This is a genomic window from Ktedonobacter racemifer DSM 44963 (genome assembly GCF_000178855.1).
GTDB lineage: Bacteria > Chloroflexota > Ktedonobacteria > Ktedonobacterales > Ktedonobacteraceae > Ktedonobacter > Ktedonobacter racemifer.
The window spans coordinates 678,515-701,506 of sequence record NZ_ADVG01000003.1; the positions used below are offsets into that span (position 1 = coordinate 678,515).

A 22,992-nucleotide genomic window follows, 5' to 3' on the forward strand; every position below is an offset into this window, starting at 1 on the left:
CCCACCCCTTCAGCTAGCCAGTCTCGCTGTCTAAACCACTCGCACAAAGCGTACATCTTTCGGGATGGTGTCGCGGTCCATTCACCCTCTATGGCCTTAACACTTGCTGCTCCTGAAGATCTCTCTGAGCCTGATTAGTATCCCCTAGTTGCGTATAGCAAAAACTGCGCCTATAGAGAATATCTTGCGCGTCTTCATTGGATAACGCCAACGCTTGTGTGAAATCGTTGATGGCTTCTTGCCAGCGGTTTTGAGCTTGATAAGCGATACCCCGGTTATAGAGAACGGTTGGATTCTCCTCTAATGCCAGCGCTTGAGAGAGATCCTTAATAGCAGCTTCGATCCTGTTTTCCTCGAAGGCAAGGATTGCACGATTTGTCCAGGCCGCAACGAGTAAAGGATCTTGTTGAAGGGCAGCTGAGAAAGCCTGGTCAGCCTTCTCGGTATCCTCCTGTGCCATTAAGAGCAAGCCAAGAGTACAATGTAGCTGGGCATTTTCCGGATCCTGCTGCAATCCGCGTTCTACATCCTGAAGGGAGGCGGTGTAATTTCCTTGTTCGTAAAAGATACTGGCGCGATTGATCAAGGCATCCAGATACGTAGGATCAATTTCCAGAACGTAGCTATAATCGGCCAGGGCCTCCTCATCATGACCAAAGAGAGAGTGTACATTGGCGCGGTTAAAGTGCGCTTCAGCATAAGGCGGGCTGTAGAAAACGGATCGTTCATAATCGGCCAAAGCCTCCTCATTACGTCCGAGGCGGCGGTAGAGATTGCCACGCTCCAGATAATATTCGCTATAATAGGGATCCTGGGTAATGACAGCGGTATAATCGGCCAGAGCCTCTTCCAGGGCCCCTATCCCTGCATACACCTGGCCCCTGTTATAGAGCAATACCGAGCGATGCAGCATGTGCTCGCCTGGTTCCAGTTCTTCATCGAGGCGCTTCAGTCCTTCTGTCACTAGACGCAGAGCCTCCTGGAAATTCTTCAGATGAGTCTCGATCAGAGCCAGGCCGTTCTGATTAAAAACCGAGTGAAACGCTCGCTCTTTGGCGTCAGGAAGCAGGCTGGCAATCGCAATCGCCTCGTTAATCCAGGCTTTGGCCAGTAGATGATCACGCCGATTTTCTGGAAGATGACGTGTATAAAGCATTGCAGTGGCATAGGCAGCCTGCATGTGCAGTTTGGCTCTTTTACTGAGTGCGCGTGCCTCGTTGTAAAGCTTCTCCGCCTCCTCGGGGCGCCCCAGGGCAGCAAGGGAGGTCGTCGCTTTGGTCGTAAATATCCAGTAATATTGCTCTTGCTCTGTCCAATTGACGACAGCACGTCCGCGATAGCCAAAGTCGACTGTAGCCTTGTAATAGCCCATGTTAAGACAGTAATCGAGCGCTTCCTGCAGGGCCGCAGCTCCCTGATTGGCGGGAGAACTGCCTCGCTCGCGATGATAAGGGATAGCCCCCAGCTTCAGCGACCATTCATGCTGTTGTTCCAGCCAGTCCGCCCGTTCGTCATGCCACCTCTGGCGCGTAGAAACATCCAATCTCTGATAGGCCAGGCGTTCCAACATGGAATCATTTGTACAGTCAGATGCGATAAAGGCTTGTGCCCAGGCCACATTTTGTTCAGCCGGCACTTGCTCGCTAATTGCCTGCATGCCCAGGGCAAACGTTTCCCCTTGTGGCATGCTTGTTCTGAGATGTTGTGAGAGATCACGTAACGGTTCGTACTCTTCTGGCCATCCCTCGGTATGTTTCAGCAGCCAGCTTTGCCATACTTGCGGGAACTGCCACGTCTGGAGTAGCTGAAGATACTCGCCAGTGTCCTGGGGTTCAACGCGAATCTGGTGGGTGTGATCTGCAAGGGCAGTTTGCAACTGCTCAGGTAAAGGATCGCAGGTTGTGCCAATAACTACAGTCAACGTAGCTGGGTCAGCACGCCTCAAGAGTACACTGAGGAATTCTTGATCCAGTGTATCAGCATCCTGCACATCTTCAAAATAAAGCGAGAGATGACTGTATATCTTCAGGCTAAGGCATCCTTTGAGGAAATCGATGATCCCATGTGCTAAACGCAACGTTCTGGTATGCGAATAAAAGCGTGTACGTTCTTCTGGAATGGCCAGGGAAGTCAGCGTCTCGTGAGAGACAGAAAAGGTCGAACGGAGTTCGGGTGCGATAGAAAGAATCTCAACTGCGTGTGCTCGAACATGCTCGGGAAACTGTCGGTACACCTCAGGAACCAATTGACGCAGCAATGTACAAGTTCCAGTATACGGACCACAGTGATGCCAGTGGCAATTGACCTCATAAGAGGCTCCTGCTTTCAAGGTATTCCATACGTTTTGTCTGCCTCGCCGGGAAGGAGCGATAAGCCAGATGTGAGAAGGCTGTGCTGACATTATAGAACTCCTTTTTCTTCAACATAATCAGGTGAGAGGTTTTTCTCATGACTCATGGCAGATAAGGAACGTTCCGCGGCTCTGCGCGCCTTGCGTTCACGCCAGTAAATCCAGGCGACTACCGCAACTTGTATGCCATTGAGAAGAAGAAACACGCAAGAATCCCAGAAATTGAGATTAAAAGCTGCATGATTCAGTAAATCTGCCACTATACCAGAGAAAATTCTCAATGCGGTTGGTACACCAACAAAGAAAAGAGTACCCAGAGTGAAGAGGTATCCCGCTCCAAAGAAAAAAACATACCAGCGGGCGACCTGTCTATCACGAGGATTCCATGCATCTTCATCCCGTATTTTGTGAGTGAGCTTGAGTAGGCGGTAAATCCGATTCCAGAGATATTGCCACGTTGTTTGTTGAAGATCGACGCAGCGCAAAATATTGGTAAAAACATAGTAGATATCCGTTTGTAGATAGAAATAAAATTGCCAAATAAAACGCAATAAGGTAGAAAAAGCTAGAGCCAGGCAGAAGGCTCCAGGGAATGAGAATGGGTGAGCAGGAGTATAGGTCAGGCTAGCAATGGTAGTCAGAAGGGCGAACCAGAGGAGATCTGCAAGCATACCAGCCAGAAAAGGCAGATAACGTGCCTGGCGCGGCACGCTCCATAAACCTGTTAAATGGGTCTCAAAGACAATGATATAGAGACGGCGGCCTATCCCCAGGCGTGAAGGAATACCCAGACGCCTCCCCGCCAGCATATGAAAGAGTTCATGAACAAGGATGCCGGGGAATTGCCCCAAGAAAAGCCCCAATTCCAGCACGACAAGATAAGGTGAAAAGAAAAGATTGTGATAACCCGGACGCAGATAAGGGAAACGGATCATAACGTAGAGAGAGTATCCAAGGATGGCACTATAGATAATCCAGGCCAATGGAGAAAAGGTGGCCCGACCTATGGACTGCCAGATAGATGATCGTGTGGAAGGAGGCACTACTTCTTTATCTCTGCCATTACGGATAAACTGCAAATCGCCGAGCGTTTGCAGAAAATCTTCTATATCAATCGGTTCTGCATAGCGCTCAAAATACCAGTGTGCTGCCTCTTCAGGACTAACCCCAGATTGCAGCATTTGTAGCAATGCTGCCCCATCTTCCGGAAAAACGGCGTAACTGTCAATATCTTTCCGTCCAACGACTACATCGGGCGAATCCGGCACAAAAGTTAATGGATAGAACGAGATAGGCGTATTGGCGCTCACATAGCCTCCCCAGAATTTCTTTGCTTTCCAGGTGCTACCTATTAGGAAACCTGAGCGCGAAGCGCTAGTCACGAGAGTGACGTTGGTTTCCGCATAAGATCGCATAAGAGACGAGAGAAGCCTTTGCAAACGAGGCTGCAAAGGCTTCTCACCTGATTAATAGATGCACATCCCATAGAGCGGAGTCGACCCAGAAGTCAATTTGACGGCCTGGGTTTTGCGGACAACAATCTTTTTCATAGGTGAGGCTTCCTTTCCATTCGTTTACAAGGCATTTACTATGTTTCTACTGGCAAATGAAGGAAGATGCAAAAATCTGCAATTCTTTTCAAGAGCGAGCCATATATTCCTGCTCTAAAGGACAGTTAGAAAACGGCAATACCTGCCCGCTCCTCAATTGTCTGTAGAAACGGTCTCATTCAGGAGGATACCTGGAAAAGAAGAATTTTACCAGGACAAAGATATGACACCTTCTAGTCAATTTACGCCAAAATCTTCTTCTGCAGCTATTCCCGCAACTAATATATTAAATAAGTGGGTGGAACCAGCCACTTAAAGAGATCTGAGCGCTTGGCTTGACAACTATCACGCCAGTTCTTTATACTATTGAGAACTAATGCGAATTAGTAATGGGCATTATTGCAGTAGCGAGATTGAGAGAGATGGAGAAAAAAGCGGTAGAGAAAAAGCGAACACGTGCAAAGAGAGCTACCAGTTACGATGTCGCCAGGCTGGCTGGCGTATCACAAACCACCGTCTCCTTTGTAATTAACGGCATGATCGCTGGTATCTCTGAGGAGACCCAGGCTCGTGTGCGTGATGCTATTGCTGAGCTAAACTTTCATCCGCATGCAGCGGCGCGCAACCTCGCCCGCCGCGCATCACATACCCTGGGCTTTGTTATTCCTGAAGCCGGAAATCCACACTATTATGAAATGATCCAGGGGGCAAAAGCGTATGCGCAACAGCATGGATATAACCTTAATATACGCATCACCGATTTTCAGGTTGAAGAGGAGCGTGCGGCCCTGCACATGCTTACCCACCAATTAGTGGATGCCCTTATTTTTATCGTCTGGTCTGGCAATGCGCTTCACAGTGAAATTCACAAGGTGTTGCAACAGGACTATCCCATTGTCAATATCACCTTTTACGATGAATTGGACACTGTGCTGATGAAGCAGGCCAGCGGAGAGCGCCAGGTCATCGAGCACCTGGCGGGGCTTGGACATCGACGTATTGGATATATCTATGGAGTTGCCAATCCGCAGATGTCAATGCGCCTGGATACTTGTCTAAAGACACAACAGGAGATGGGTATCCCAGTTGATGAGCGGTGGATCTCTCGCTGCGGCCCAACGCTTGAAGACGGGTACCGCGCCTGCCAGGAGTTACTCGCTCGATGCGTGGGAGAAGAGCGACCGACCGCCCTGGTGGTTGTGAATGACCTCCTGGCACATAGCGTGTATCGGGCATTACATGTCGCAAACATTGCGATACCACAGGATATAAGTGTCATCAGTTTTGATAATACGCCTATTTCTGCTTATATGACGCCCCCTTTAACAACTGTTGACGGGGAATTCAGAAGACAGGGGGAACTGGCTGCCAGGCTCGCCATCGAGCGCATCGCTGATCCCAAACGCCCTCTTCAGCACCTGGAAACGCATGTACAACTGATTGTTCGCGCGTCAACCGGCCCTGCACCCGTGTGAACGTTCTTTGGAGGGCGATCACTTGTATTTGCCTCTTCTCTCACGAGTTCATCATTCTTTGGCGTGGCCCTGTCCTCTGGCTTCTACCTTGATAATGATGACAGAACATATTGTTCAGTGGTGAACAGTATCTAACCACTTTCCTGGTTCAGTAGGATACTGAGCATTGTATTTAGGAAGGATACAAACGCGATGACGATCGAGATTATCCCGGCACGTTTGCGCTGTGAATACCTGGACAATCCGTTGGGCATTGACTGCCGCGAGCCGCGCTTGAGCTGGATTGGGCTTGCGGCACACCCAGAGCAGCGCGGGGCACGCCAGACAGCATATCATATTCTTGTGGCCAGCGACGAAGCAACACTGGCAAGAGACCAGGGAGATCTCTGGGATAGCGGAAAAGTGCACTCCAGGCAGTCGCAGCACATTCCCTACGCTGGCCGGCCCCTTAGTTCAGGACAGGCATGCTGGTGGAAGGTACGCATCTGGGATGCGCAGGGCAATGTCTCAGCCTTCAGCGAGGCAGCCCACTGGGAGATAGGGCTCTTGGAGCCCTCCGACTGGCAGGGGCAGTGGATCGGCATGGCCAATCAAGTTGCGAAACATGAAGCGCATGGCTTGCAGCCCAGTCCCTACCTGCGTACCACCATTACCTGTGAGAAGTCTGTGAGCCGGGCACGCCTCTACATCACCGCCAGGGGACTCTACGAAGCCCATCTCAATGGCCAGCGCGTCGGCAATGCCTGCCTGGCACCGGGCTGGACCGAGTATACGAAACGAGTGCAGTATCAGACCTATGACGTTACTGGGCAGGTACACCAGGGGGAGAACGCTCTGGGGGCCATTCTGGGAACCGGCTGGTACTGCGGGCATGTAGGCTTTGGCCTCAATGGCAAACAGAACTATCATCATTATGGAACGACGCCTCGTCTCCTCCTCCAACTCGTGGTCACCTATACTGATGGCAGCCGCCAGGCATTTGTGACCGATGAAACCTGGAAGGGAACAACAGGCCCCATTCTGTACTCCGATTTCCTGGCTGGCGAGGCATACGATGCGCGTCTGGAGCTTGGACACTGGGACCAGGCGGACTATAACGAGGGGGGAGAGCAGGCATGGCAGCCAGTTTCAGCCTGGGAGCAGGACGCCATTCCGCTGGTTGCCCAGCCGGACCAGCCCATACGTGCGACACAGACGCTGCACCCGCAAGGCATTGAAGAGGTCTCGCCGGGGGTCTATGTCTATGATATGGGACAAAACATGGTCGGATGGGTCCAGTTGCGCGTGCGAGGCGAGGCTGGACAGCGGGTACAACTGCGTTTTGCAGAGATGCGCAGTCCCGATGGGACCATCTATACCGAGAATCTGCGTAGCGCCCGGCAAACCGACAGCTATATCCTCAAAGGCAGTGGCGATGAGATCTTTGAGCCACGTTTCACCTTTCATGGCTTCCGCTATATCGAAGTGACTGGCTATACAGGCATTCCGGACCTCTCCGCCCTTCGTGGCTGCGTCGTCCACTCCGATACCCCACTGAGCGGCACCTTTGAATGCTCGGACCCCATGGTCAACCAGTTGCAAAAAAACATTACCTGGGGCCAGCGCGGCAATTTCCTGAGTATCCCAACCGACTGCCCTCAACGCGATGAACGGCTGGGCTGGATGGGTGATGCCCAGATCTTTATTCGCACGGCCTGCTACAACATGGATGTCTCGGCCTTCTTTAGCAAGTGGATGCAGGATGTCGTCGATGCCCAGGCTGAAAATGGAGCCTTTGGTGAAGTCTCGCCGCGCCTGCTTGTACAAAATGATGCCTCCCCCGCCTGGGGCAACGCGGGCATTATTGTCCCCTGGACGCTCTACCAGATGTACGGAGACCGACGCGTCCTTGAGCGGCATTACACAGCCATGGCGCGCTGGGTACACTATGTTCGCGAGGCTAACCCTGATCTGCTCTGGGTTCACAAGACAGGCAACAACTATGGTGATTGGCTCTCGATTGACGCCGAGACACCAAAGGATGTGCTGGCAACCGCTTATTTTGCTTATGATGCCCTGTTGATGGAGCAGGTTGCAGAGGCGCTGGAGCGACACACAGACGCGGAACAATATCGCACCCTGTACCAAGAGATCAGCGAGGCATTCTGCCGAGCCTATGTCACTGACGATGGGCGCATCAAGGGCGAGACGCAGACCTGCTACCTCCTCGCCTTACGCATGGGACTCTTGCCACAGGCCCTACGTCCGCTGGCAGCAAGCCACCTGGTAGAGGATATTGAGAAGAAGGGCTGGCATCTCTCAACAGGCTTTGTGGGTGTAGGCTACCTCTGCCCGGTGCTGACCGAGGCCGGATACAACGATGTCGCCTACCGCCTCTTGCTCAATGACACCTTTCCCTCCTGGGGCTACTCTATCAAACACGGAGCGACGACGATCTGGGAGCGCTGGGATGGCTGGACAGAGGAGCGAGGATTCCAGGACGTCGGTATGAACTCGTTTAATCACTACTCGCTTGGCTCAGTGGGGCAGTGGCTGTATGAGTATGTCGCGGGCATCAGCGTTGACCCGCAGGAGCCAGGCTTTCAGCACATCTTGATTCGACCTAATCCCAACCCTCGCCTGACGTATGCGCAAGCTGAATTTGACTCGCCGCTGGGAAAAATCGTCAGCCACTGGCAGCAGCATGAGGATATCTTCATTTTGCAGGTGACTATTCCAGCCAATAGCAGCGCCCTGGTGTACGTGCCGCGTGAGAAGGGGCAAGCGATTTTTGAAGGAGGGAGCGCGGCAACAGCGGCCGAAGGGGTAAGCTTTGTGCGCGACGAAGAACATTCTACGGTCTTTGACGTTGTTTCTGGTTCATACACATTTGAGGTAAAAAAGCAAAAATAGCTACTACGAGCAGAAAGGGAGGAGGTGAAGCTGAACTTCACCTCCTCCCTTTCTGCTCCCTAAAAGAGGCGTTTCCGACAGGGGAGAAGCCTATGCTTTTTGTTTCCGATATGCTCCGGGAGATACCCCATAGGCTTGCTTAAACGATTTATTGAAGAAGCTCAGGTCCGCAAAACCTACCGCTTGAGAAATAGTCAGAATCTTTTTCTCGGTCTCAGCCAACATCTGTCGTGCCGTCTGCAAACGAATCTCATTGCGAAACTCCACAAACGTCTTTCCGGTCGCCTGCTTAAATTTTGTTTTAAATGCACTGGGACTCATCCCACTCATCTGACTGACCTGGTCGAGACTCAGCGGGAGGGCATGGTGAAGCGCAATAAACTCACTTATGCGCGCGATAATCTCGCGATCATTGGCGATGGAGGCCAGTGGTTTGTGGTGGCCAGCTTGATAGCAGCGACTCAAATAGATAAACAGTTCGATCAAATACGTTTTGATGAGAATTCGATAGCCATCGGGTTCTTTGAGGAATTCGCGTTCGAGCCGGTTGAGCAGAAACCGCATCTCTATCTGTTCCAGGGGATTGAGTTGAAGGTGTTTGACGAAATGATTGCTCTGTCGCAGAAATGGTTCGACATAGAAGAAATCGACAAAAGACGATACGCGTGAGAGTGTCTCAAACTCAGCTTGAAGGAGCGAGGGATGAAACATCACATTGTAGCCTGCTAAAACATCTCCCGTCACCTGGTATCCATGTTCTTCGCCTGGCTCAATGACAAAGACATCGCCTTCTTTTACGGCAGAAATCTGTTTCTGATAGAGATGCTCACCCCATCCTTGAGAGATCCAGGCGAATTCGACATATTGATGGCTGTGCAGTTCAACCGTTTCTCCTCGCTGCAATTGAAATGGCATCAGATGAAAAGGGAAGGTGCTACAAGCAAAAATACTGTTGTCGTAAAGTGACATAGACACTCTCCTGCGAGCAAAGGACGCCTCTGGCTATTTCACCAAAAAGTTTGTCTGATTCCCCAGGCTTTTACGCTAAAGCCGGGGTATAGTCAGAGTAACAAATTGCTGCCCATTTGAAAAGAGGAGAAAATTACTATGTCCCTGCAATTTGACATCGAGCGTTTCGAGTCAGAGGCGCTCCAACATCAGTTAGGTGACTACTGGTTGCGCGTGGCCGACCAGATTCAGCTCTTTAATCGGTTCGCCTACCTGGAATGGGCATCGGCGCGTATTATCGCTGGCTGGATACCCGCGGCCGAAGAGCTTGAGTGGAAGTGTACCATGGCGAAGATGGTCTGGCAAAATATGACAGTCGCGGATCGCCTCCTGGTACGCAAAAACGAATTATCCAGTAATCGTACTGTTGCGATCCCCTCAAAAAGCCTGCACACCTTTATCCAGGACACCTCGGCCGCAGATGGATTTTTCCCCTTTGTCGCGGGCTGGTTTCTGGAAGTGATCCGGGAACAGATTCGCTGTTATGAGCAGTGCATGGAGGCACTTGATCCAATTTTTGATGCGCCCACGCTAGAAATGCTGCAAGAGTGCCTGCCGAAAAAGCAGCAACAGGTAAAGTGGGCAGCCGAGCTGATTCATGATGCCGTGAAAGAGTCGTCGATGCTGGAGGCGGTGAATCGCTGGCGCAAATACACCAGGCAGTATCTCCTGTCTCTTGGGGGACTTGATGAGAAAGAGGAGAGCCTCGTCGAAAAACCCGCGTGTCCAATCAGTGAGCCTTACGGGCCTGCCCCTCGCAAGCGCTCAAAGCCACAATGGTTGAAGCCCGGTGATCTAGGGAATCCCCCTGAAGAGTTCGCGAATAACCTGAAAACATTTATGTGGCACTATGCGACCGAGATCCAGGTGCTAGATCCCATGTGCTATATATTTTATGGCGTGGACAATATGCCATTTGAATTTTATCTTGATCTGAGTCGCCATATCTGGGACGAGTCGCGTCATCATTTGATGGGAGTTCGCCGTTTACGACAAATGGGATATGATCTGAAAGATGTTCCTCTGCCCTATGGGGAGGATGCACAGCAGGAATTGGAGCATTATTACAGCAGCCTGACCATGTTTGGCGAAGCCTGCTCCTTCAACCGCAAACGAGACTCCATGCAGGCATATTATTCCAGAGGTGATATCATTTCCGGCATGACCGCTGAAATAGATATCATAGATGAGCGCTCGCACGTCCGCTTTGGCAAGAAATGGGTACCACAGCTCTACAAGCAACGTCTCGGGGACAACAGCTCTCTGGAAGAGATCAGAAGCAAGCGTATGAGAGCCTTCATTGACAGCGACGAACGCAATTTTGGTGATTTGACCGAAGAAGAGAAAGATCGGCTGAGTCACGCGGCCTTCTGCGGGAAAATTGAGTTCAAATATTTGAATTTTGAACGTCCATAGGTGTGAAAACTACCCCTGAGCTAGAACGGCGCAGCCGACCTTATTTGAAGACTACACGGATTCGTCACGGATTGATGAAACGTACATGAAAGTGAAGAAGGAAGCTCTGTGACAGACACTCCCGCTCGCTTGTAACAATACCCGGATCGATAGGTCGTTCCCAGCAGCGCTAGTGAGGCAACTTGCGTTTACGTTCGATGACAAGATGGGTAATTTCCTCTAATTTTGTCTGGGACCAGACCGCGAAATGGTCCCAGGGGCTTGTTTGCCAGTCGTCAACTGGGTGGGAGCCTGGCAACCAAGAGGGAATATCGATGAGCAGGTAGTCTGCCAGACCTAATACAAATGGTTCATAGAGCTTGCGCATCTCCGCAAGTTGTTGTTCCGCATCCTCCCGGCGAAACGTAAGGCTGAATGATCCCAGGATATCTCGTAGGCGGCGGAAGTCTTCTGAGGTGAGGCGATTATATGCAGACTGTCTTGGCGATGTGCCGTAAATTTGTGCCAGATCGACTGCTGTATGGCGAGCAATAGCGAAAAGAAAGCGAGCGGTGGGAATATTGATACCATCAAGGCCGACGAGGAGGAGCGCACAAATATCGAGCATGGTGGTGAGGGCTGCCAGCCAGGACTGCCGTTCATGCTGGGAGCGATAGTGGAGCAAAGACGGGTAAGAGAGGTGGCTCTCCAGGATATCGGCACACCAGAGTTCCCATGTGTGGAGCACATCGCCCATCTCTTCCTCGTTTGCCTGCATGTTGTGCTGACGGTGGAGCCACTCTATGGCGTGAGGGGGTGAGCCAGCATGGGCATCCAGCAGGGTGATCTGGGCTTCGCGCCGTGAAAATGCTTGGTAGACAACGGGGACATAGCCAATGATGAGTGCCAAGAAGCCGAAGCCAATTCCAGCCTCGGTCACCGCTAGAAAGCGGGTGAATACTGTATCCGGCCTGACATCACCCAGGCCGAGCGTAAAAAAGGTTGATCCACTCATGTAAAGGTAGGTTTCGAACGTGGCAATTTTCTCTGGTGCAATAATAGATGATGAGATCCCCCATTGAATCAGCGCAAATGACACGATTAATCCTATCGCCCAGGAAGCAAGCATAAACAGCAGTAACAGCGGGCCAAAATAGCTGAGATAGACCTCTCGCATGCCACTAGAGCGCATAAAGCGCGCAACCGTGACCCATCCTGTCCAGAGACCATTGTGGATAATGAGAGAGAGCTTGATTCTGCGTTTGATTCTGCGTGGCAGAACCATCGTTTCAAAACTATCGAACAAAATACTCAACAGCAATAACAGCCCAAAAAGAACTGCGAAGATACGCATTGCCTGGTTCCTTTCTCGTCTGCTCCTTTTGCTTCCACACGCCTGGAAACTTGCTTGCCTTCTATCTATAGTCTAACAAGTGAGGTGGTTTTTGGGTTATTGTGCTGTCAACAGGATATGTCTACTGAAGCACCTGACATGCAATCGCCTGAGCATATGCCAATGATTGCTGCTGGAGGCGAAGCTCGCTTCCCACCCCCTCAATGTCGCCTCGTTTTGTTGTGGTATCTATACTGATCCTGTTATCGCTAGTGATATAATTGTCATGCATACCGCATTTGCCGAACGGAGAGAGAGAAAAAGAAAGAACCACGATGTATCACGCATGGTTGAGGATAACGAATGTATCTATTACGTGTAAAAAACATTTATGATGTAGGGAATGATTATTATACGATCCATATTGAGGATCACGGTATAAATTCACACAATCGAGAAGTTCGCCAATCTGTAAAGGACGCATTTGCTACCTTGCGCAAAGTCATCAATGCCTATCGCCTCCTCCCTGAGTATGCTGCGCTATATCGTACTGATGAACGATATAGTGTCAAGGGTAATTACTGGTGTTTGCACAAGCAATTGCTCTTACACTTTGCAACCTGGCTAGAATTTTCAGCTCCACTTGAAACATTGTTATGGGAGGCCAGGATGCGCGCAGAACAGCAATATTCTAGCTTTCAAGCGCCACATCAGGTCTCTCGGGCTGGTATAGATAATGCATTGCGCTTCTTTGGCCTGGATCATACAGCCACGCAAGAGGACCTGAAACGGCAGTATCGCCAGCTTGTCAAACGCTATCATCCAGATACAGGCGGTGACGAAGCAAAATTCAAAACACTCCAATATGCCCATACTCTCTTGAAAACGTACATGAAGTCCGGTTCTCTTGTTGGCTAGAAAAAAAGATCACGATCAGCCCATCTGGGAGAACGGCTCGTGGCGTGAAGCAAATCATGCCCTGTATCGAGCGTGCCATCTTTCTCATTGTCCAGAGAAGGCGAGTGTTTCTCCTCGCAGCCGTTGTACGTCGCGCATGGGAGGGATGCCAAAGAGGCTTCTGTACTCGCGATTGAAGTGGGAAGCGTCCTGGTAGCCGACACGATAGGCCGCTGCTTGAGCATCGAGGTCTTCGCCCAACATCAGACGACGAGCTTCTTGGAGCCGCAACCGTTTTTGGAATTGCAAGGGACTCATCGCCGTGACCTCCTTGAAGTGGTGATGCAACCCGGAAACACTCATGCCAAGCTCGCGCGCGAGATCCTCGATACACAGTGGCTGGTCAAAGTCCTGGCGAATACGTGCGACAGCTCTCGTGATGTCGGAGGTGTATCCTCCCATTATTGCCAGGTGGCGGAGCCGACCACCCTGCTCTCCCATGAGAAGACGATAGACGATTTCCCGTGTAATCAACGGCAGCAGGACTGGTGCTTCGGTAGGGGCATCTAGGAGACGGACGAGCCGCACGGCAGCGTCCAGCACATTTCCATCCAGCAGACTCACATCAATGGCTCTCGCATCCGCTTGCTTTCTTGGAGAGGTGTACCCAGCCTCAAGCAGAACCGAACTGACGAGAGTTGGGGGGAGTTCCAGGCGTAGGCTGAGGTAGGGCTGGGCTTTCGAGGCTTCCAGAACCTGGCTGATGCTGGGAAGCTCGATGGTGGCCAGCAGGTAATGCAAGGGATCGTATCGATAGCGGCTCTCGCCGAGCAGAACCTCTTTGCTGCCCTGAGCAATCACGCACAAGGATGGCGTGGACACCCCATGTAACGGCTCCGTTGGCGCGGAGGCGCGGGCCAGGTGCAGCCCAGGGAATGGTTGGACCACCCCATCTTCGCGGATGACCCGTGAGACGCGCTCAACCAGTTCTTCGTGGTTGGCCTGGATTCGTTGGACCTCGCGCTCTGCAGGCTTGTGGATCATGGTACTCATCAAAACCTCTTCTCTTGTTGTTTTCTCGCGCCTCTTCAAGATTTGCAGAATCAGACAATCATTTGCGACAATCATTCTATCACTCAGGGCGCAACGCTGGCTACGGTCTGTTCGGAGCCTTAGCGTGGGATGACCCAACGTATCAGCCTACACCTCCCACCCACCACACAAGGAAGAGCCAGAAAGCCCCTGGATAAATCACAGGGGCTTTCTGGCTCGTTTCCTGTAACATCTCCTATAAAGTCGATTTCGACTAGCCGCTAGAGAAAAAATAGCCGAGCCTAAAACCTGGACCCACTTCCTGCGTATGTTAGGATATGATAATCATAATCATCTATACGAATACTAAGGAGAAGCGGCGCTATGCAGAGCCAGGAAGGCGGCCACGTGCCACAAGAACAGACTCCATTCGAGGTTCGTGCGGTAAACAGAGATCCGCGCGAACAACATGAACAACATGAAATACCACGATCCGACGATGCGGAACACGGGTATGAGGAAGGCTACACGGGCCAATATACAGGTGATAGCTGGTTTCAGGAGGGAGAGAAACTGCAATCGCGGCCGCCACAGCAACGCGGCGCATTCAACATCTTTCTCATCCTTGGCGCGCTATGTGTCGCCATTATCCTCAGCAATATTCTCGGTTTCCTGGGAAGCTGGATCATGTGGACGGGCCTCGTTGTGCTCATCCTGGTGGGCGTGTATCTGGCTATCCTCAACTGGCGCGTCGTCACGCTCCCGCAGCCAATGGAGACATTCCAGGTACAGGAACGCGCGCGGCTGATCCTTAACAACGTCTCCGGCAACGTCACCATCCGCAAGGGCGACCAGAACGCCGTAACGGTCTTCCCCACCAAGCGAGCCAGCGGGATTGGAATGACGCTTGAGAAAATGCGCATCGATTACCAGCAACAGGGCGATGTCATCGCTATCACCAGCAACGCCAACTACTCCCCATTCCAGTTTGGCATGCGCAACTTCGACTTTGAGATTACGGTGCCGCGGAACTGCGATATACAGTTGAAGACTGGCTCCGGCAGGATCAATGCCCAGGGTGTCAGTGGAGAGGTAAGGATGCACACCGGGAGCGGAGCCATCGATGCCCGTGAGATGCAGGGACAGATTGACCTCTCCACGGGCAGTGGAGCCGTTGATATCGCTGACCTGGATGGTCGCATCAATATACGCACAAGTAGTGGCGGAATGACCGCCCACCAGGTTCGAGGCGAGGTCCTGCTCAAGTCGAGTAGCGGGCGCATCTCGGCAACATCTATGGATGGTCGCGTAGAACTCAATACAGGCAGTGGCGAGATCTACGTCATACAGTCCACGCTATCTGGCAGAGCCATCTTCAAGACTGGTAGCGGGACAATCAACTTCGGGGGCGCGCTCGATCCGCTCGGCACATACCAGTTCCGCACCGGGAGCGGTGAAATCAGCCTGACCCTACCACCCCAGTCCGCGTTTAACCTCGACGCGTCAACCGGCTCCGGCAAAATCACCAATGAGTTTGGCGGTAACGATGTCGGCGGTGGTCCACATGCCCAGATCAAAACCAAGACCGGCAGCGGTCGTATCACCATACGGAGCAGCTAGTATTACCGAATTAGCGGAGGGGAAGCCCGGTCATGGATGCCGGAGATGAACCTCCGCGGCTCGAAGCTTACCAAAACCTCGCTCCGGCGAGAGTCAACGCCACTTCTCCAGTGCAAGGCTCGTCCAGGAGCCTCCTGGCCAGCTTAAGCATTAATTCGTGGCAAAACTTCTTCAACCAGTAAACGCAATGACGTTGTATCAGGAAATCCCTCATTTTTTAACTGGAAAGATACCACACCCAGATCAATAAATGGCTTGAGCTTCTCTATAATCTGTTTGGGTGTACCAATCAAAGAATTGGGGGAAGAGATATGCGACACATCCACGCTGCTCATATCGGTCCCTTCAGGCACACACAGGCAGCCGCCAAACCAGCTTCTGCGTAACGTAGCTGGATCGCGGCCAACAGCAGCACAGGCCTTTTCGCTTTCTTTCACCAGGTCACGATAGTGTGCGATATCTTCATGTGAAATATTCCATTCGTCGGCGTGCCGCGCAATCAGTCGGAGCATACGTGGCTGCTCTCCACCAACCATAATACGTGGCAATGGATCAGGCTTTGGCTCACACGCAGCATTGATAACGCGATAATGTTTCCCCTCCACAGTGGCTCGGGGTTGGGTCCAGAGAGCTTTGAGAATAGTCAGCGTCTCTTCCAACTGCTCCACTCTTACGCCAGGTGTTGGATAAGGAAAACCATAGGCATCGTACTCTTCCTGATGCCAACCAGCACCGATACCAAGGATGAAGCGTCCTTCACTCATATACTGAGCAGTTGCCGCCATTTTCGCCAGCAAGGCTGGATTGCGAAACGACTGAGCAAGCACAACATTCCCAAAGTGAAAAGAGGGATAACACGCTGCCATGTAGGTCAGGGCCGTCCAGCCCTCCAGGACCGGAGCATCCTGGAACTGCAAATGATCGACATACCAGATCGAGTGAAAATGCCCGGTGACAATATCCAGACTCTCGCGAATCCGTTTGAGGTAGATTTCACGTGTCATACCTCTGCCAGGTAGAGCGGGGAGTAATAAGCCAAACTCAATGGATGACATATATCTTCCTTCTTTCAAGATTTATAGATTGCCTGTTATCGTATCACAGAGAAGCCCAACGCTGGAGACAGGCACCAGGGCTGGTGCTGCCGTTGGTGAGCATACGCAGCTTTTCAATCTCAAGTGCCTGATACACCTGCATGGCCTGATTGCAGTAGAAAATGCCTCCCCCATCACTGACGATTGTCTTGGGCACACCCTCAAATAACGCGGTTCCGTTCAGACCATCACTCTCTCGACGAAGAACTCTTCAACGTCGAGAGAGTGATGGTCGTAGGCGTTCGTGGGAGGAACAGTAGTACTATTTCATATGTGATGACGATCCCACGCTGGGCCAGAAGTTCCTCAACATCGCGAAAACTGAGTGAGAAGCGGTAATACAGCTACATTACCAAGTCGACAATACGCCAAGAAGGCCTCTACGCCCCTCGTCCAATACGCATCAACGTAAGCAAAAGCCCACTGCCATGTGGGAGGAAATCAATTCACATAGACGTGGCGCCCTTGATTTTTGCGGCCTGTTGGCTTACTATTTGACCAGAATAATTTTTTGAGTCAACAAGTCATTTGCTCGTATCGTCACTCTTGTGTGACGATACGAGCATAAGGGAGATCATGGAAACCAGAAGCAAGATCACTGATGGAACGTCAAACAACAAAGGGATACCTGCTCAGCCTGATGAGCGCATGCTTCGCGAACAGCGTCTGCTCGATGTCGCGAGCGACCTGCTGGTGCGTTGGGGCTATCGGAGGACCACCCTTGACGATGTGGCTCGCGAGGCAGGTGTGGGCAAAGGCACGATCTATTTGCACTGGAAGGACAAAAAGGACCTGTTTCGTGCGGCCATCTGGCGCGCCAACCACCAGGTCAGTGAAGACCTCAAGCAGCGGATTGCCGCCGATCCAGAGGGGGGGTTACCGCATCGGCTGTGGATGCATAGTATGCTTGCTGCCCTCACCAATCCCCTTGTCGCGGCGCAAATCCGGGGTCAGTCAGATCTCTTTGCCGGGCTCATCGACACGTTTGATCCAAAGGCCCGCGAGCAACTGGTGGGCCATGCCGACACCTACGTAGCTCAACTGCAACAGGCTGGACTGATTCGCACGGATCTGCCAGTTCCGGTCATCACGTATCTGCTCGCCTCCCTGAAAATGGGGCTGATCTCCGCGCCTGAGCTTGTCAGCCAGAAAAACATGCCATCTCTGGAGCAACTCGCTGTGGCACTCAGCGACCTGTTACGCCGCTGGTTGGAGCCAGAACACCTCCCAAGCGATACGGAAGCAGGAAAACAGGCTCTCGGCGAGTGGCTAGAGCAATTCAACAGTATGGAAGGATAACGTGAGAAATATGGACACGATGAACACCAACCAGAATCTTGTCCAGTTGGGGCGCGTCACCACGGAAGGCGACGACCTGTACTATGAAGTGCGTGGCCAGGGACAGCCATTCTTGATGATCCCAGCCGCCGGCGGGGATGGAGATTATTATGCAGCGGTGGCGGATCTGCTCTGTGACAAATACAAAGTCATCACCTACGACCGGCGTGCCAATGCCCGCAGCACCATGCATGAGCCGCAGAATTTTGAGATCAGCCAGCAGAGCCGGGACGCCGTGGCCGTTCTCCACGCAGTCGGTGAGACCTCCGCGTTCGTGTTTGGCAACAGCAGCGGCGCGGTCATTGCCCTGGACATGGCAAAAACCCAACCGCAGGCGGTGAGGGCGGTCATTGTCCATGAACCACCGGTTCCAGGAGTGTTGCCGCTCCCGCAGGCCAGAAAATGGCAACGTCGCTTTGCGAGCGCCTATCTGACAGCCTTTCGCTTTGGCTCGTATGTGGCTGCCACCCAGTTTATGCTTGGCGTTCGCATCCCCATGCTCAAAATAGCCCAGGCTCAAAGGAGGTCGAACGAGTACACTAGAAGCCGCCGAGAACAGAGTGGGGAACACCGCCTCAACGTCAAGGTTGGCGTCGAGTTCCTGGTGAAAGGGGAATTGCTGCCCGTGACGAACTACCTGCCAGATGTTGAACGGATCAAGCACAATGGCGTCAAGGTCTTCATGGCCGTGGGAGAATGGGCTCGCTCAAGAAAGACCTGGCACCTCCAGGTGGCTCACATCCTGGCAGAACAGCTTGGCTGCGAACTGGTGACGTTTCCTGGCCATCATGGTTCGTATGAGGATATGCCGCAGGAATGGGCTGCCACCCTGCGCAGGGTATTGCACCAGGCCGAAGCCTAACCTGGTAAATCACCCAATCCAAAGGGTGGCAAAAAGACGGAGACGCAGTTTCTTTTTTCCTTTGCAGTGTAGAAGGACATGCTAAATAAGGATACATACTATACAAGAAGAGGTCGTATTTTCTTACCATAGTGTCGCCTCACCGCATTGAAAAAGCGCAGGATTGGAGCGTACAATTTACCTTAACGAATACAATTGATAGCAATTTCAGTAGAGAATCCTGCAGGAGGTTGAAGATGTTTCGTTGCCTCAATACGGGTGCATTGTCATTATCTGTGCATGTTGAGGAAGCACTGGGACTAGCGTCTCGCCATGGTTTCGCGGGCCTGGATCTTCCTATCGGTGAATTGTTTCGACTCGCGGAAGCATCATCTGTGCAAGAGGTAAAGGATCTCTTTCATTCGACAGGAGTGTGTGCTGGGAGTTGGGCACCACCGGTTGATTATTATGGGGACGAAGCGTCGTATCGTGCTGGATTAGAGCTACTCCCAGCATACGCGAAGTTCGCTCAGGAACTGGGGAGTCCCCGGTGCTGTACCTGGGTTAAGCCTTTCTCGGATACACTAGAGTATGAAGCCAACCTGGAATTCCATATACAACGCTTGCGGCCAATTGCGCGCATCCTTGCTGATTATGGCTGCCGCTTCGGGTTGGAATTTGTTGGGGCGAAGACATTTCGGGCCGGTCATCGCTATGAATTTATCTCTACACTTCAGGGGGTTTTAGACCTTGGTGAACGCATCGCCACAGGGAATGTAGGACTACTGCTTGACAGCTTCCATTGGTATACCTCGCATGGTTCATCTGAAGATCTCACATATTTAAGCATTGATCAGGTGGTCTCTGTTCACTTGAATGATGCCCCTGATCATAGGAGCGTTGATGAACAGATAGATAATCAGCGCCTTCTACCAGGCACAAGTGGAAAGATCAATATCGCTGATTTCCTTCAAGTGTTGAAGCGTATGCACTATGAAGGTCCTGTTGTCGTTGAGCCATTTAATGCTGAATTGGCGAAGTTGCCTGCCGATGAGAGAGTGGACGCCGTCAAACAAAGCCTGGACAAGGTATGGGCGCTGGCTGGCCTCGCGTAAGCCACGAGGAATAGAGCCGACATCAATACATAACATTCTCAGCTACCTTCATATCCATCAACTGCTGTAACTTCGCTAGCGTATCCGTTTCGGGCAGCGGTGTATAGATCATGATTTTGAGTTCGGGCGTGGTAGGCACCTGTAAGGTTGTATGCTCAAACATCAGGCGTCCTACAAGCGGATGCTCTATGCCTTTCTGTGCATCGGCTCTACCGCGTACCTCGTGACGGGGCCACCATGCGCGAAACTCAGGGCTTACGCGCTGTAAGTCGGTGATCAAGCATTTGAACCATTCTTCATCGGCATAATACGCACTATCAGCACGAAATTCCGCCAGCACTTTCTGCGCTACCTGCTCCCACTTAGGGTTGTATATATGAAGACTCATCGGATCAGCAAAAATACGCCAGACAGCATTATATTCATATGGCGGCACCGACCTCGACAGCAAAAAGACATCCTCAGCAGTGGCGTTCCAGGCGAGATAATTCCAACGACGACCAATGACGAAGGCCGGAGTAGGATTGAGCGAGTCAAGCACACGGCGTAATGCAGGGCTTACCTGTTCATGAGATGCGTGCGTATCGACGAGGTGTTGCTGATCGGCAAGTAAGAAAAGATGGTGCCGTTCGGCGAGCGTGAGTTGTAACGCATCAGCAATGCTATGTAGCACCTCGCTTGAAGGGTGAATATCGCGTCCTTGCTCCAACAGGGTATACCAGGAAACGCCCACATTCGCTAGCTGCGCCACCTCTTCGCGCCGCAATCCTGGGGTGCGCCGCCTCCCACCACGTATCAACCCGACCTGTTCAGGCGAGAGGCGCGTACGCCGAGTGCGTAGAAAATCCGCCAGGTCCTGTCTGCGTTGTTCGTCGCCCATCATCCTCTTCGCTCCTTATCCTGCTAGTCTCAATCATATGATAAAGCGGCTCTGGTTATACGATAGCCATCATGTCATACTCCTCAGTGTATCACACATCGTGATTGTCATCGTTTCAACGAGAGAAAGAGGAAATTTTCTATGGTATCGCATTCAGCGAATAAACATAGTAATCTGCCAGCCACAGCCGCAGGAACATTCACCATGGCCGAGGATCTGACGGTTACCCGCATGGGGTACGGCGCGATGCAGTTGGCTGGCCCGCACGTGTTCGGCCCACCCGCCGACCGCGACGCTGCCGTGGCTGTACTGCGCGAGGCAGTGGCGCTGGGTATCACGCACATCGACACGGCCGACTTCTATGGCCCGCACGTCACCAACCAGATCATCAAGGAAGCCCTGCACCCCTATCCCGACTCGTTGCACATCGTCACCAAGGTCGGAGCGTTGCGAGACGCCGAGGGGAACTGGCCGCAGGCGCTAGCTCCCGAGCAGCTACGCCAGGCCGTATTCGACAATCTAGACCACCTCGGACTAGACGCACTCGACGTCGTCAACCTGCGCGTTGGGGGGCTTGACAGACCCACTCCTGGCTCGATCGCCGAACCGTTCACGGTGCTCGCGCAACTGCAGCAAGAAGGACTGATCAAGCACCTCGGTCTCAGCACCGTGACCGCCGAGCAGATCGCCGAGGCCCAGTCCATCGCGCCGATTGTGTGCGTGCAGAACTTCTACAATATCGCCAACCGGGCCGACGATGAGCTGATCGACTCCCTCGCCGCACAGAGTATCGCCTACGTGCCCTACTTCCCGCTCGGTGGCTTCTCCCCTCTTCAGTCCGACAAGCTGAGATCAGTCGCCACCCGTCTCAACGCCACACCGATGGCCGTCGCGCTGGCGTGGCTGCTACAGCGCTCACCGAACATTCTGCTTATCCCAGGGACCTCATCCGTCGCGCATCTGCGCGACAATGTCACCGGTGCCATGCTGACCCTTTCTAAGGACGAGTTGACCGAGCTGAACAGCGTTGCCTCATGAGCACGACCACCGTGAAACCTGCGATCGGGTTCATCGGCCTGGGCGACCAGGGACTCCCTATGGCAACCGCCATCATGGGTGAGGGCTCTCACTTTCCAACCACCCGCCAGCAGATGGCGGGTGGTGTCACCGCATCGCCTGAAACGCTTGGAGAGAGCGTGTATTTCAGGCGATGGTTGTTGGATCTGGTGGGTGCTTGCCCTGGTTTCCCTATTCATCGGCAGATCCGGTGAGGACTTGACGAAAGAGGCAAGACCGAAAGAGGCATTGTTAGAAAACCCTACTCTCAAGCCATGCAAACAGTGATTCCCATTTCTTGTAAGTGCATCACCACATCGGTGGGAGCGTCGCGATCAGTGACCAGCGTCTGCATAGTTGTTATTGGCGTGATCGAATGGAGTGCGACTTTGCCAATTTTCGTGTGGTCTGCGAGGATGATGGTTTGTTGCGCGCGCTGCATCGTCAGGCGGTGTGTCAGGGTTTCCAGTTGATTGGGGCCCGTCAGCCCATAAACGGGGTGCAGGCCAGTAACACCGAGAAAGGCCTTCTCCACATAGATCTGACTCAAGCTCTGCTCAGCAAGAGGGCCAACCAGAGCAAAGAATTCGTCCAGCTGTAAACCGCCGGTCAATGTTAGCGTAATTCCCTTTGTGCCCGCCAGTTCCATGGCGATATTGACAGCATTCGTCACTACCGTCAATGGTTGGATCTGGGTGTGACGGATAGCGCGTGCCAGGTAGGTCGTTGTGGTGCCTGGAGAAAGCGCAATGGTATCACCTGGTTGAATCAAATGTAGGGCTGCTTGCGCGATTCGCGTCTTCTCTTCGACCTGTCTACTCATATTCGTTTGAAACGTAAGCTCATGGCCATAAGCGCTATAGGACAACATGTCGATGAGAACAGCACCTCCGTGAACGCGGCGAAGCAGGTTCTGCTTTTCCAGGCGCTCTAAATCACGCCGGATCGTAGAGGTGTTTACCTCTAGTTGACAACTCAACTCTTCTGCATCAACTCGTCCAAGACGACGTAATTCCTGTAAGATAAATTCGGCTCGCTTTGCTCCGTTGGTCATGTTCCCTCTCGTGGTGCACATTCTCAGTGGGGCCATTATAGGTCTCCCTTGACCACAAGTCA

The 22,992-nt window shown here is 52.3% G+C and carries 19 protein-coding genes and 1 pseudogene; 10 read left to right on the top strand and 10 right to left on the bottom strand.

Annotated elements, in window-relative coordinates; translation table 11 throughout:
- Positions 1–88: 88 nt before the first annotated feature.
- Together KRAC_RS62905 and KRAC_RS31995 are read right to left on the bottom strand one after the other, a co-directional pair.
- Positions 89–2,401 (bottom strand): tetratricopeptide repeat protein, encoded by a 2,313-nt coding sequence (locus KRAC_RS62905; RefSeq protein ID WP_007914493.1) that lies wholly within the window; start codon positions 2,399–2,401, stop codon positions 89–91.
- A complete protein-coding gene (locus KRAC_RS31995; protein ID WP_052568754.1) occupies positions 2,401–3,660 on the bottom strand; it encodes a hypothetical protein in 1,260 nt (419 codons plus the stop codon). Before KRAC_RS31995 ends, KRAC_RS62905 begins: the two co-directional genes overlap by 1 nt.
- A 662-nt stretch (positions 3,661–4,322) precedes the next feature.
- On the opposite strand from KRAC_RS31995, the gene KRAC_RS32000 reads away from it, so the two are divergent.
- Positions 4,323–5,375, top strand: coding sequence for a LacI family DNA-binding transcriptional regulator (locus tag KRAC_RS32000; protein WP_052568756.1), 1,053 nt, complete (start codon positions 4,323–4,325; stop codon positions 5,373–5,375).
- Between the two features lie 192 nt (positions 5,376–5,567).
- On the top strand, positions 5,568–8,267 hold the full coding sequence (locus KRAC_RS32005; RefSeq protein WP_007914500.1) for a glycoside hydrolase family 78 protein: 2,700 nt from the start codon (positions 5,568–5,570) through the stop codon (positions 8,265–8,267).
- Between the two features lie 90 nt (positions 8,268–8,357).
- Here the strand turns inward: KRAC_RS32005 and KRAC_RS32010 are convergent, their stop codons facing one another.
- Positions 8,358–9,236 carry an AraC family transcriptional regulator gene (locus tag KRAC_RS32010; RefSeq protein WP_007914503.1) on the bottom strand — a complete coding sequence of 293 codons (879 nt, stop codon included), beginning with the start codon at positions 9,234–9,236 and terminating at the stop codon, positions 8,358–8,360.
- Positions 9,237–9,374: 138 nt separating this feature from the next.
- Here KRAC_RS32010 and KRAC_RS32015 point away from each other — a divergent pair, with 138 nt between their 5' ends.
- Positions 9,375–10,691 carry a DUF455 family protein gene (locus tag KRAC_RS32015; RefSeq protein ID WP_007914504.1) on the top strand — a complete coding sequence of 439 codons (1,317 nt, stop codon included), beginning with the start codon at positions 9,375–9,377 and terminating at the stop codon, positions 10,689–10,691.
- Positions 10,692–10,860: 169 nt separating this feature from the next.
- Here KRAC_RS32015 and KRAC_RS32020 read toward each other — a convergent pair whose 3' ends face one another.
- On the bottom strand, positions 10,861–12,024 hold the full coding sequence (locus KRAC_RS32020; RefSeq protein WP_007914505.1) for a potassium channel family protein: 1,164 nt from the start codon (positions 12,022–12,024) through the stop codon (positions 10,861–10,863).
- Positions 12,025–12,672: 648 nt separating this feature from the next.
- Between KRAC_RS32020 and KRAC_RS73925 the strand changes: the two genes are divergently transcribed.
- Positions 12,673–12,921: a J domain-containing protein gene (locus KRAC_RS73925; RefSeq protein WP_169460971.1), complete on the top strand. Its 249-nt coding sequence runs from the start codon at positions 12,673–12,675 to the stop codon at positions 12,919–12,921.
- Between the two features lie 84 nt (positions 12,922–13,005).
- On the opposite strand, the gene KRAC_RS32030 is transcribed toward KRAC_RS73925, so the two are convergent.
- Entirely contained in the window at positions 13,006–13,953 is a 948-nt protein-coding gene (locus KRAC_RS32030; RefSeq protein WP_040446123.1) for an AraC family transcriptional regulator, read from the bottom strand.
- Positions 13,954–14,316: 363 nt separating this feature from the next.
- Between KRAC_RS32030 and KRAC_RS32035 the strand changes: the two genes are divergently transcribed.
- Complete coding sequence (locus tag KRAC_RS32035) at positions 14,317–15,552, top strand: DUF4097 family beta strand repeat-containing protein (RefSeq protein WP_007914508.1); 1,236 nt, start codon at positions 14,317–14,319, stop codon at positions 15,550–15,552.
- A gap of 143 nt (positions 15,553–15,695) precedes the next feature.
- Here the strand turns inward: KRAC_RS32035 and KRAC_RS62910 are convergent, their stop codons facing one another.
- From KRAC_RS62910 to KRAC_RS76475, 3 genes and pseudogenes are all read right to left on the bottom strand, one after another.
- Positions 15,696–16,607 carry an LLM class flavin-dependent oxidoreductase gene (locus KRAC_RS62910; RefSeq protein ID WP_007914511.1) on the bottom strand — a complete coding sequence of 304 codons (912 nt, stop codon included), beginning with the start codon at positions 16,605–16,607 and terminating at the stop codon, positions 15,696–15,698.
- A 43-nt stretch (positions 16,608–16,650) separates the two neighbouring features.
- Positions 16,651–16,803 (bottom strand): hypothetical protein, encoded by a 153-nt coding sequence (locus KRAC_RS71900; protein WP_157507384.1) that lies wholly within the window; start codon positions 16,801–16,803, stop codon positions 16,651–16,653.
- A 103-nt stretch (positions 16,804–16,906) separates the two neighbouring features.
- Positions 16,907–16,990, bottom strand: a pseudogene (locus KRAC_RS76475) (IS6 family transposase); the annotation flags it as partial.
- Positions 16,991–17,222: 232 nt separating this feature from the next.
- Here KRAC_RS76475 and KRAC_RS62915 point away from each other — a divergent pair.
- The 3 genes from KRAC_RS62915 (at position 17,223) to KRAC_RS32055 (ending at position 19,940) form a co-directional block, all read left to right on the top strand.
- Positions 17,223–17,945: a TetR/AcrR family transcriptional regulator gene (locus tag KRAC_RS62915; RefSeq protein ID WP_007914513.1), complete on the top strand. Its 723-nt coding sequence runs from the start codon at positions 17,223–17,225 to the stop codon at positions 17,943–17,945.
- Between the two features lie 10 nt (positions 17,946–17,955).
- Positions 17,956–18,846 carry an alpha/beta fold hydrolase gene (locus KRAC_RS32050; RefSeq protein WP_007914515.1) on the top strand — a complete coding sequence of 297 codons (891 nt, stop codon included), beginning with the start codon at positions 17,956–17,958 and terminating at the stop codon, positions 18,844–18,846.
- Between the two features lie 236 nt (positions 18,847–19,082).
- The gene (locus KRAC_RS32055) at positions 19,083–19,940 is read left to right on the top strand and encodes a sugar phosphate isomerase/epimerase family protein (protein WP_007914516.1); all 858 of its coding nucleotides are present in this window, start codon (positions 19,083–19,085) and stop codon (positions 19,938–19,940) included.
- Positions 19,941–19,962: 22 nt separating this feature from the next.
- Here the strand turns inward: KRAC_RS32055 and KRAC_RS32060 are convergent, their stop codons facing one another.
- Positions 19,963–20,823, bottom strand: a complete 861-nt coding sequence (locus KRAC_RS32060; protein WP_007914517.1) for a helix-turn-helix transcriptional regulator — start codon at positions 20,821–20,823, stop codon at positions 19,963–19,965.
- Positions 20,824–20,961: 138 nt separating this feature from the next.
- Between KRAC_RS32060 and KRAC_RS32065 the strand changes: the two genes are divergently transcribed.
- Together KRAC_RS32065 and KRAC_RS32070 are read left to right on the top strand one after the other, a co-directional pair.
- Complete coding sequence (locus KRAC_RS32065; protein ID WP_075164425.1) at positions 20,962–21,858, top strand: aldo/keto reductase family oxidoreductase; 897 nt, start codon at positions 20,962–20,964, stop codon at positions 21,856–21,858.
- Entirely contained in the window at positions 21,855–22,091 is a 237-nt protein-coding gene (locus KRAC_RS32070) for a hypothetical protein (protein WP_007914519.1), read from the top strand. The genes KRAC_RS32065 and KRAC_RS32070 overlap by 4 nt, the downstream gene beginning before the upstream one ends.
- Before the next feature lie 53 nt (positions 22,092–22,144).
- On the opposite strand, the gene KRAC_RS32075 is transcribed toward KRAC_RS32070, so the two are convergent.
- Positions 22,145–22,930 (bottom strand): DeoR/GlpR family DNA-binding transcription regulator, encoded by a 786-nt coding sequence (locus KRAC_RS32075; RefSeq protein WP_052568758.1) that lies wholly within the window; start codon positions 22,928–22,930, stop codon positions 22,145–22,147.
- Positions 22,931–22,992 lie beyond the last annotated feature (62 nt).

Bases quoted from the DNA above. Each gene is read 5' to 3' on its own strand.
- KRAC_RS32050 (WP_007914515.1), top strand. From the start codon at position 17,956: ATGGACACGATGAACACCAACCAGAATCTTGTCCAGTTGGGGCGCGTC.
- KRAC_RS62910 (WP_007914511.1), bottom strand. From the start codon at position 16,607: ATGTCATCCATTGAGTTTGGCTTATTACTCCCCGCTCTACCTGGCAGA.
- KRAC_RS32015 (WP_007914504.1), top strand. From the start codon at position 9,375: ATGTCCCTGCAATTTGACATCGAGCGTTTCGAGTCAGAGGCGCTCCAA.
- KRAC_RS32060 (WP_007914517.1), bottom strand. From the start codon at position 20,823: ATGATGGGCGACGAACAACGCAGACAGGACCTGGCGGATTTTCTACGC.
- KRAC_RS62905 (WP_007914493.1), bottom strand. From the start codon at position 2,401: ATGTCAGCACAGCCTTCTCACATCTGGCTTATCGCTCCTTCCCGGCGA.
- KRAC_RS32005 (WP_007914500.1), top strand. From the start codon at position 5,568: ATGACGATCGAGATTATCCCGGCACGTTTGCGCTGTGAATACCTGGAC.
- KRAC_RS32055 (WP_007914516.1), top strand. From the start codon at position 19,083: ATGTTTCGTTGCCTCAATACGGGTGCATTGTCATTATCTGTGCATGTT.
- KRAC_RS32000 (WP_052568756.1), top strand. From the start codon at position 4,323: ATGGAGAAAAAAGCGGTAGAGAAAAAGCGAACACGTGCAAAGAGAGCT.
- KRAC_RS32065 (WP_075164425.1), top strand. From the start codon at position 20,962: ATGGTATCGCATTCAGCGAATAAACATAGTAATCTGCCAGCCACAGCC.
- KRAC_RS32010 (WP_007914503.1), bottom strand. From the start codon at position 9,236: ATGTCACTTTACGACAACAGTATTTTTGCTTGTAGCACCTTCCCTTTT.
- KRAC_RS73925 (WP_169460971.1), top strand. From the start codon at position 12,673: ATGCGCGCAGAACAGCAATATTCTAGCTTTCAAGCGCCACATCAGGTC.
- KRAC_RS32030 (WP_040446123.1), bottom strand. From the start codon at position 13,953: ATGAGTACCATGATCCACAAGCCTGCAGAGCGCGAGGTCCAACGAATC.
- KRAC_RS32075 (WP_052568758.1), bottom strand. From the start codon at position 22,930: ATGACCAACGGAGCAAAGCGAGCCGAATTTATCTTACAGGAATTACGT.
- KRAC_RS62915 (WP_007914513.1), top strand. From the start codon at position 17,223: ATGGAAACCAGAAGCAAGATCACTGATGGAACGTCAAACAACAAAGGG.
- KRAC_RS32070 (WP_007914519.1), top strand. From the start codon at position 21,855: ATGAGCACGACCACCGTGAAACCTGCGATCGGGTTCATCGGCCTGGGC.
- KRAC_RS32035 (WP_007914508.1), top strand. From the start codon at position 14,317: ATGCAGAGCCAGGAAGGCGGCCACGTGCCACAAGAACAGACTCCATTC.
- KRAC_RS32020 (WP_007914505.1), bottom strand. From the start codon at position 12,024: ATGCGTATCTTCGCAGTTCTTTTTGGGCTGTTATTGCTGTTGAGTATT.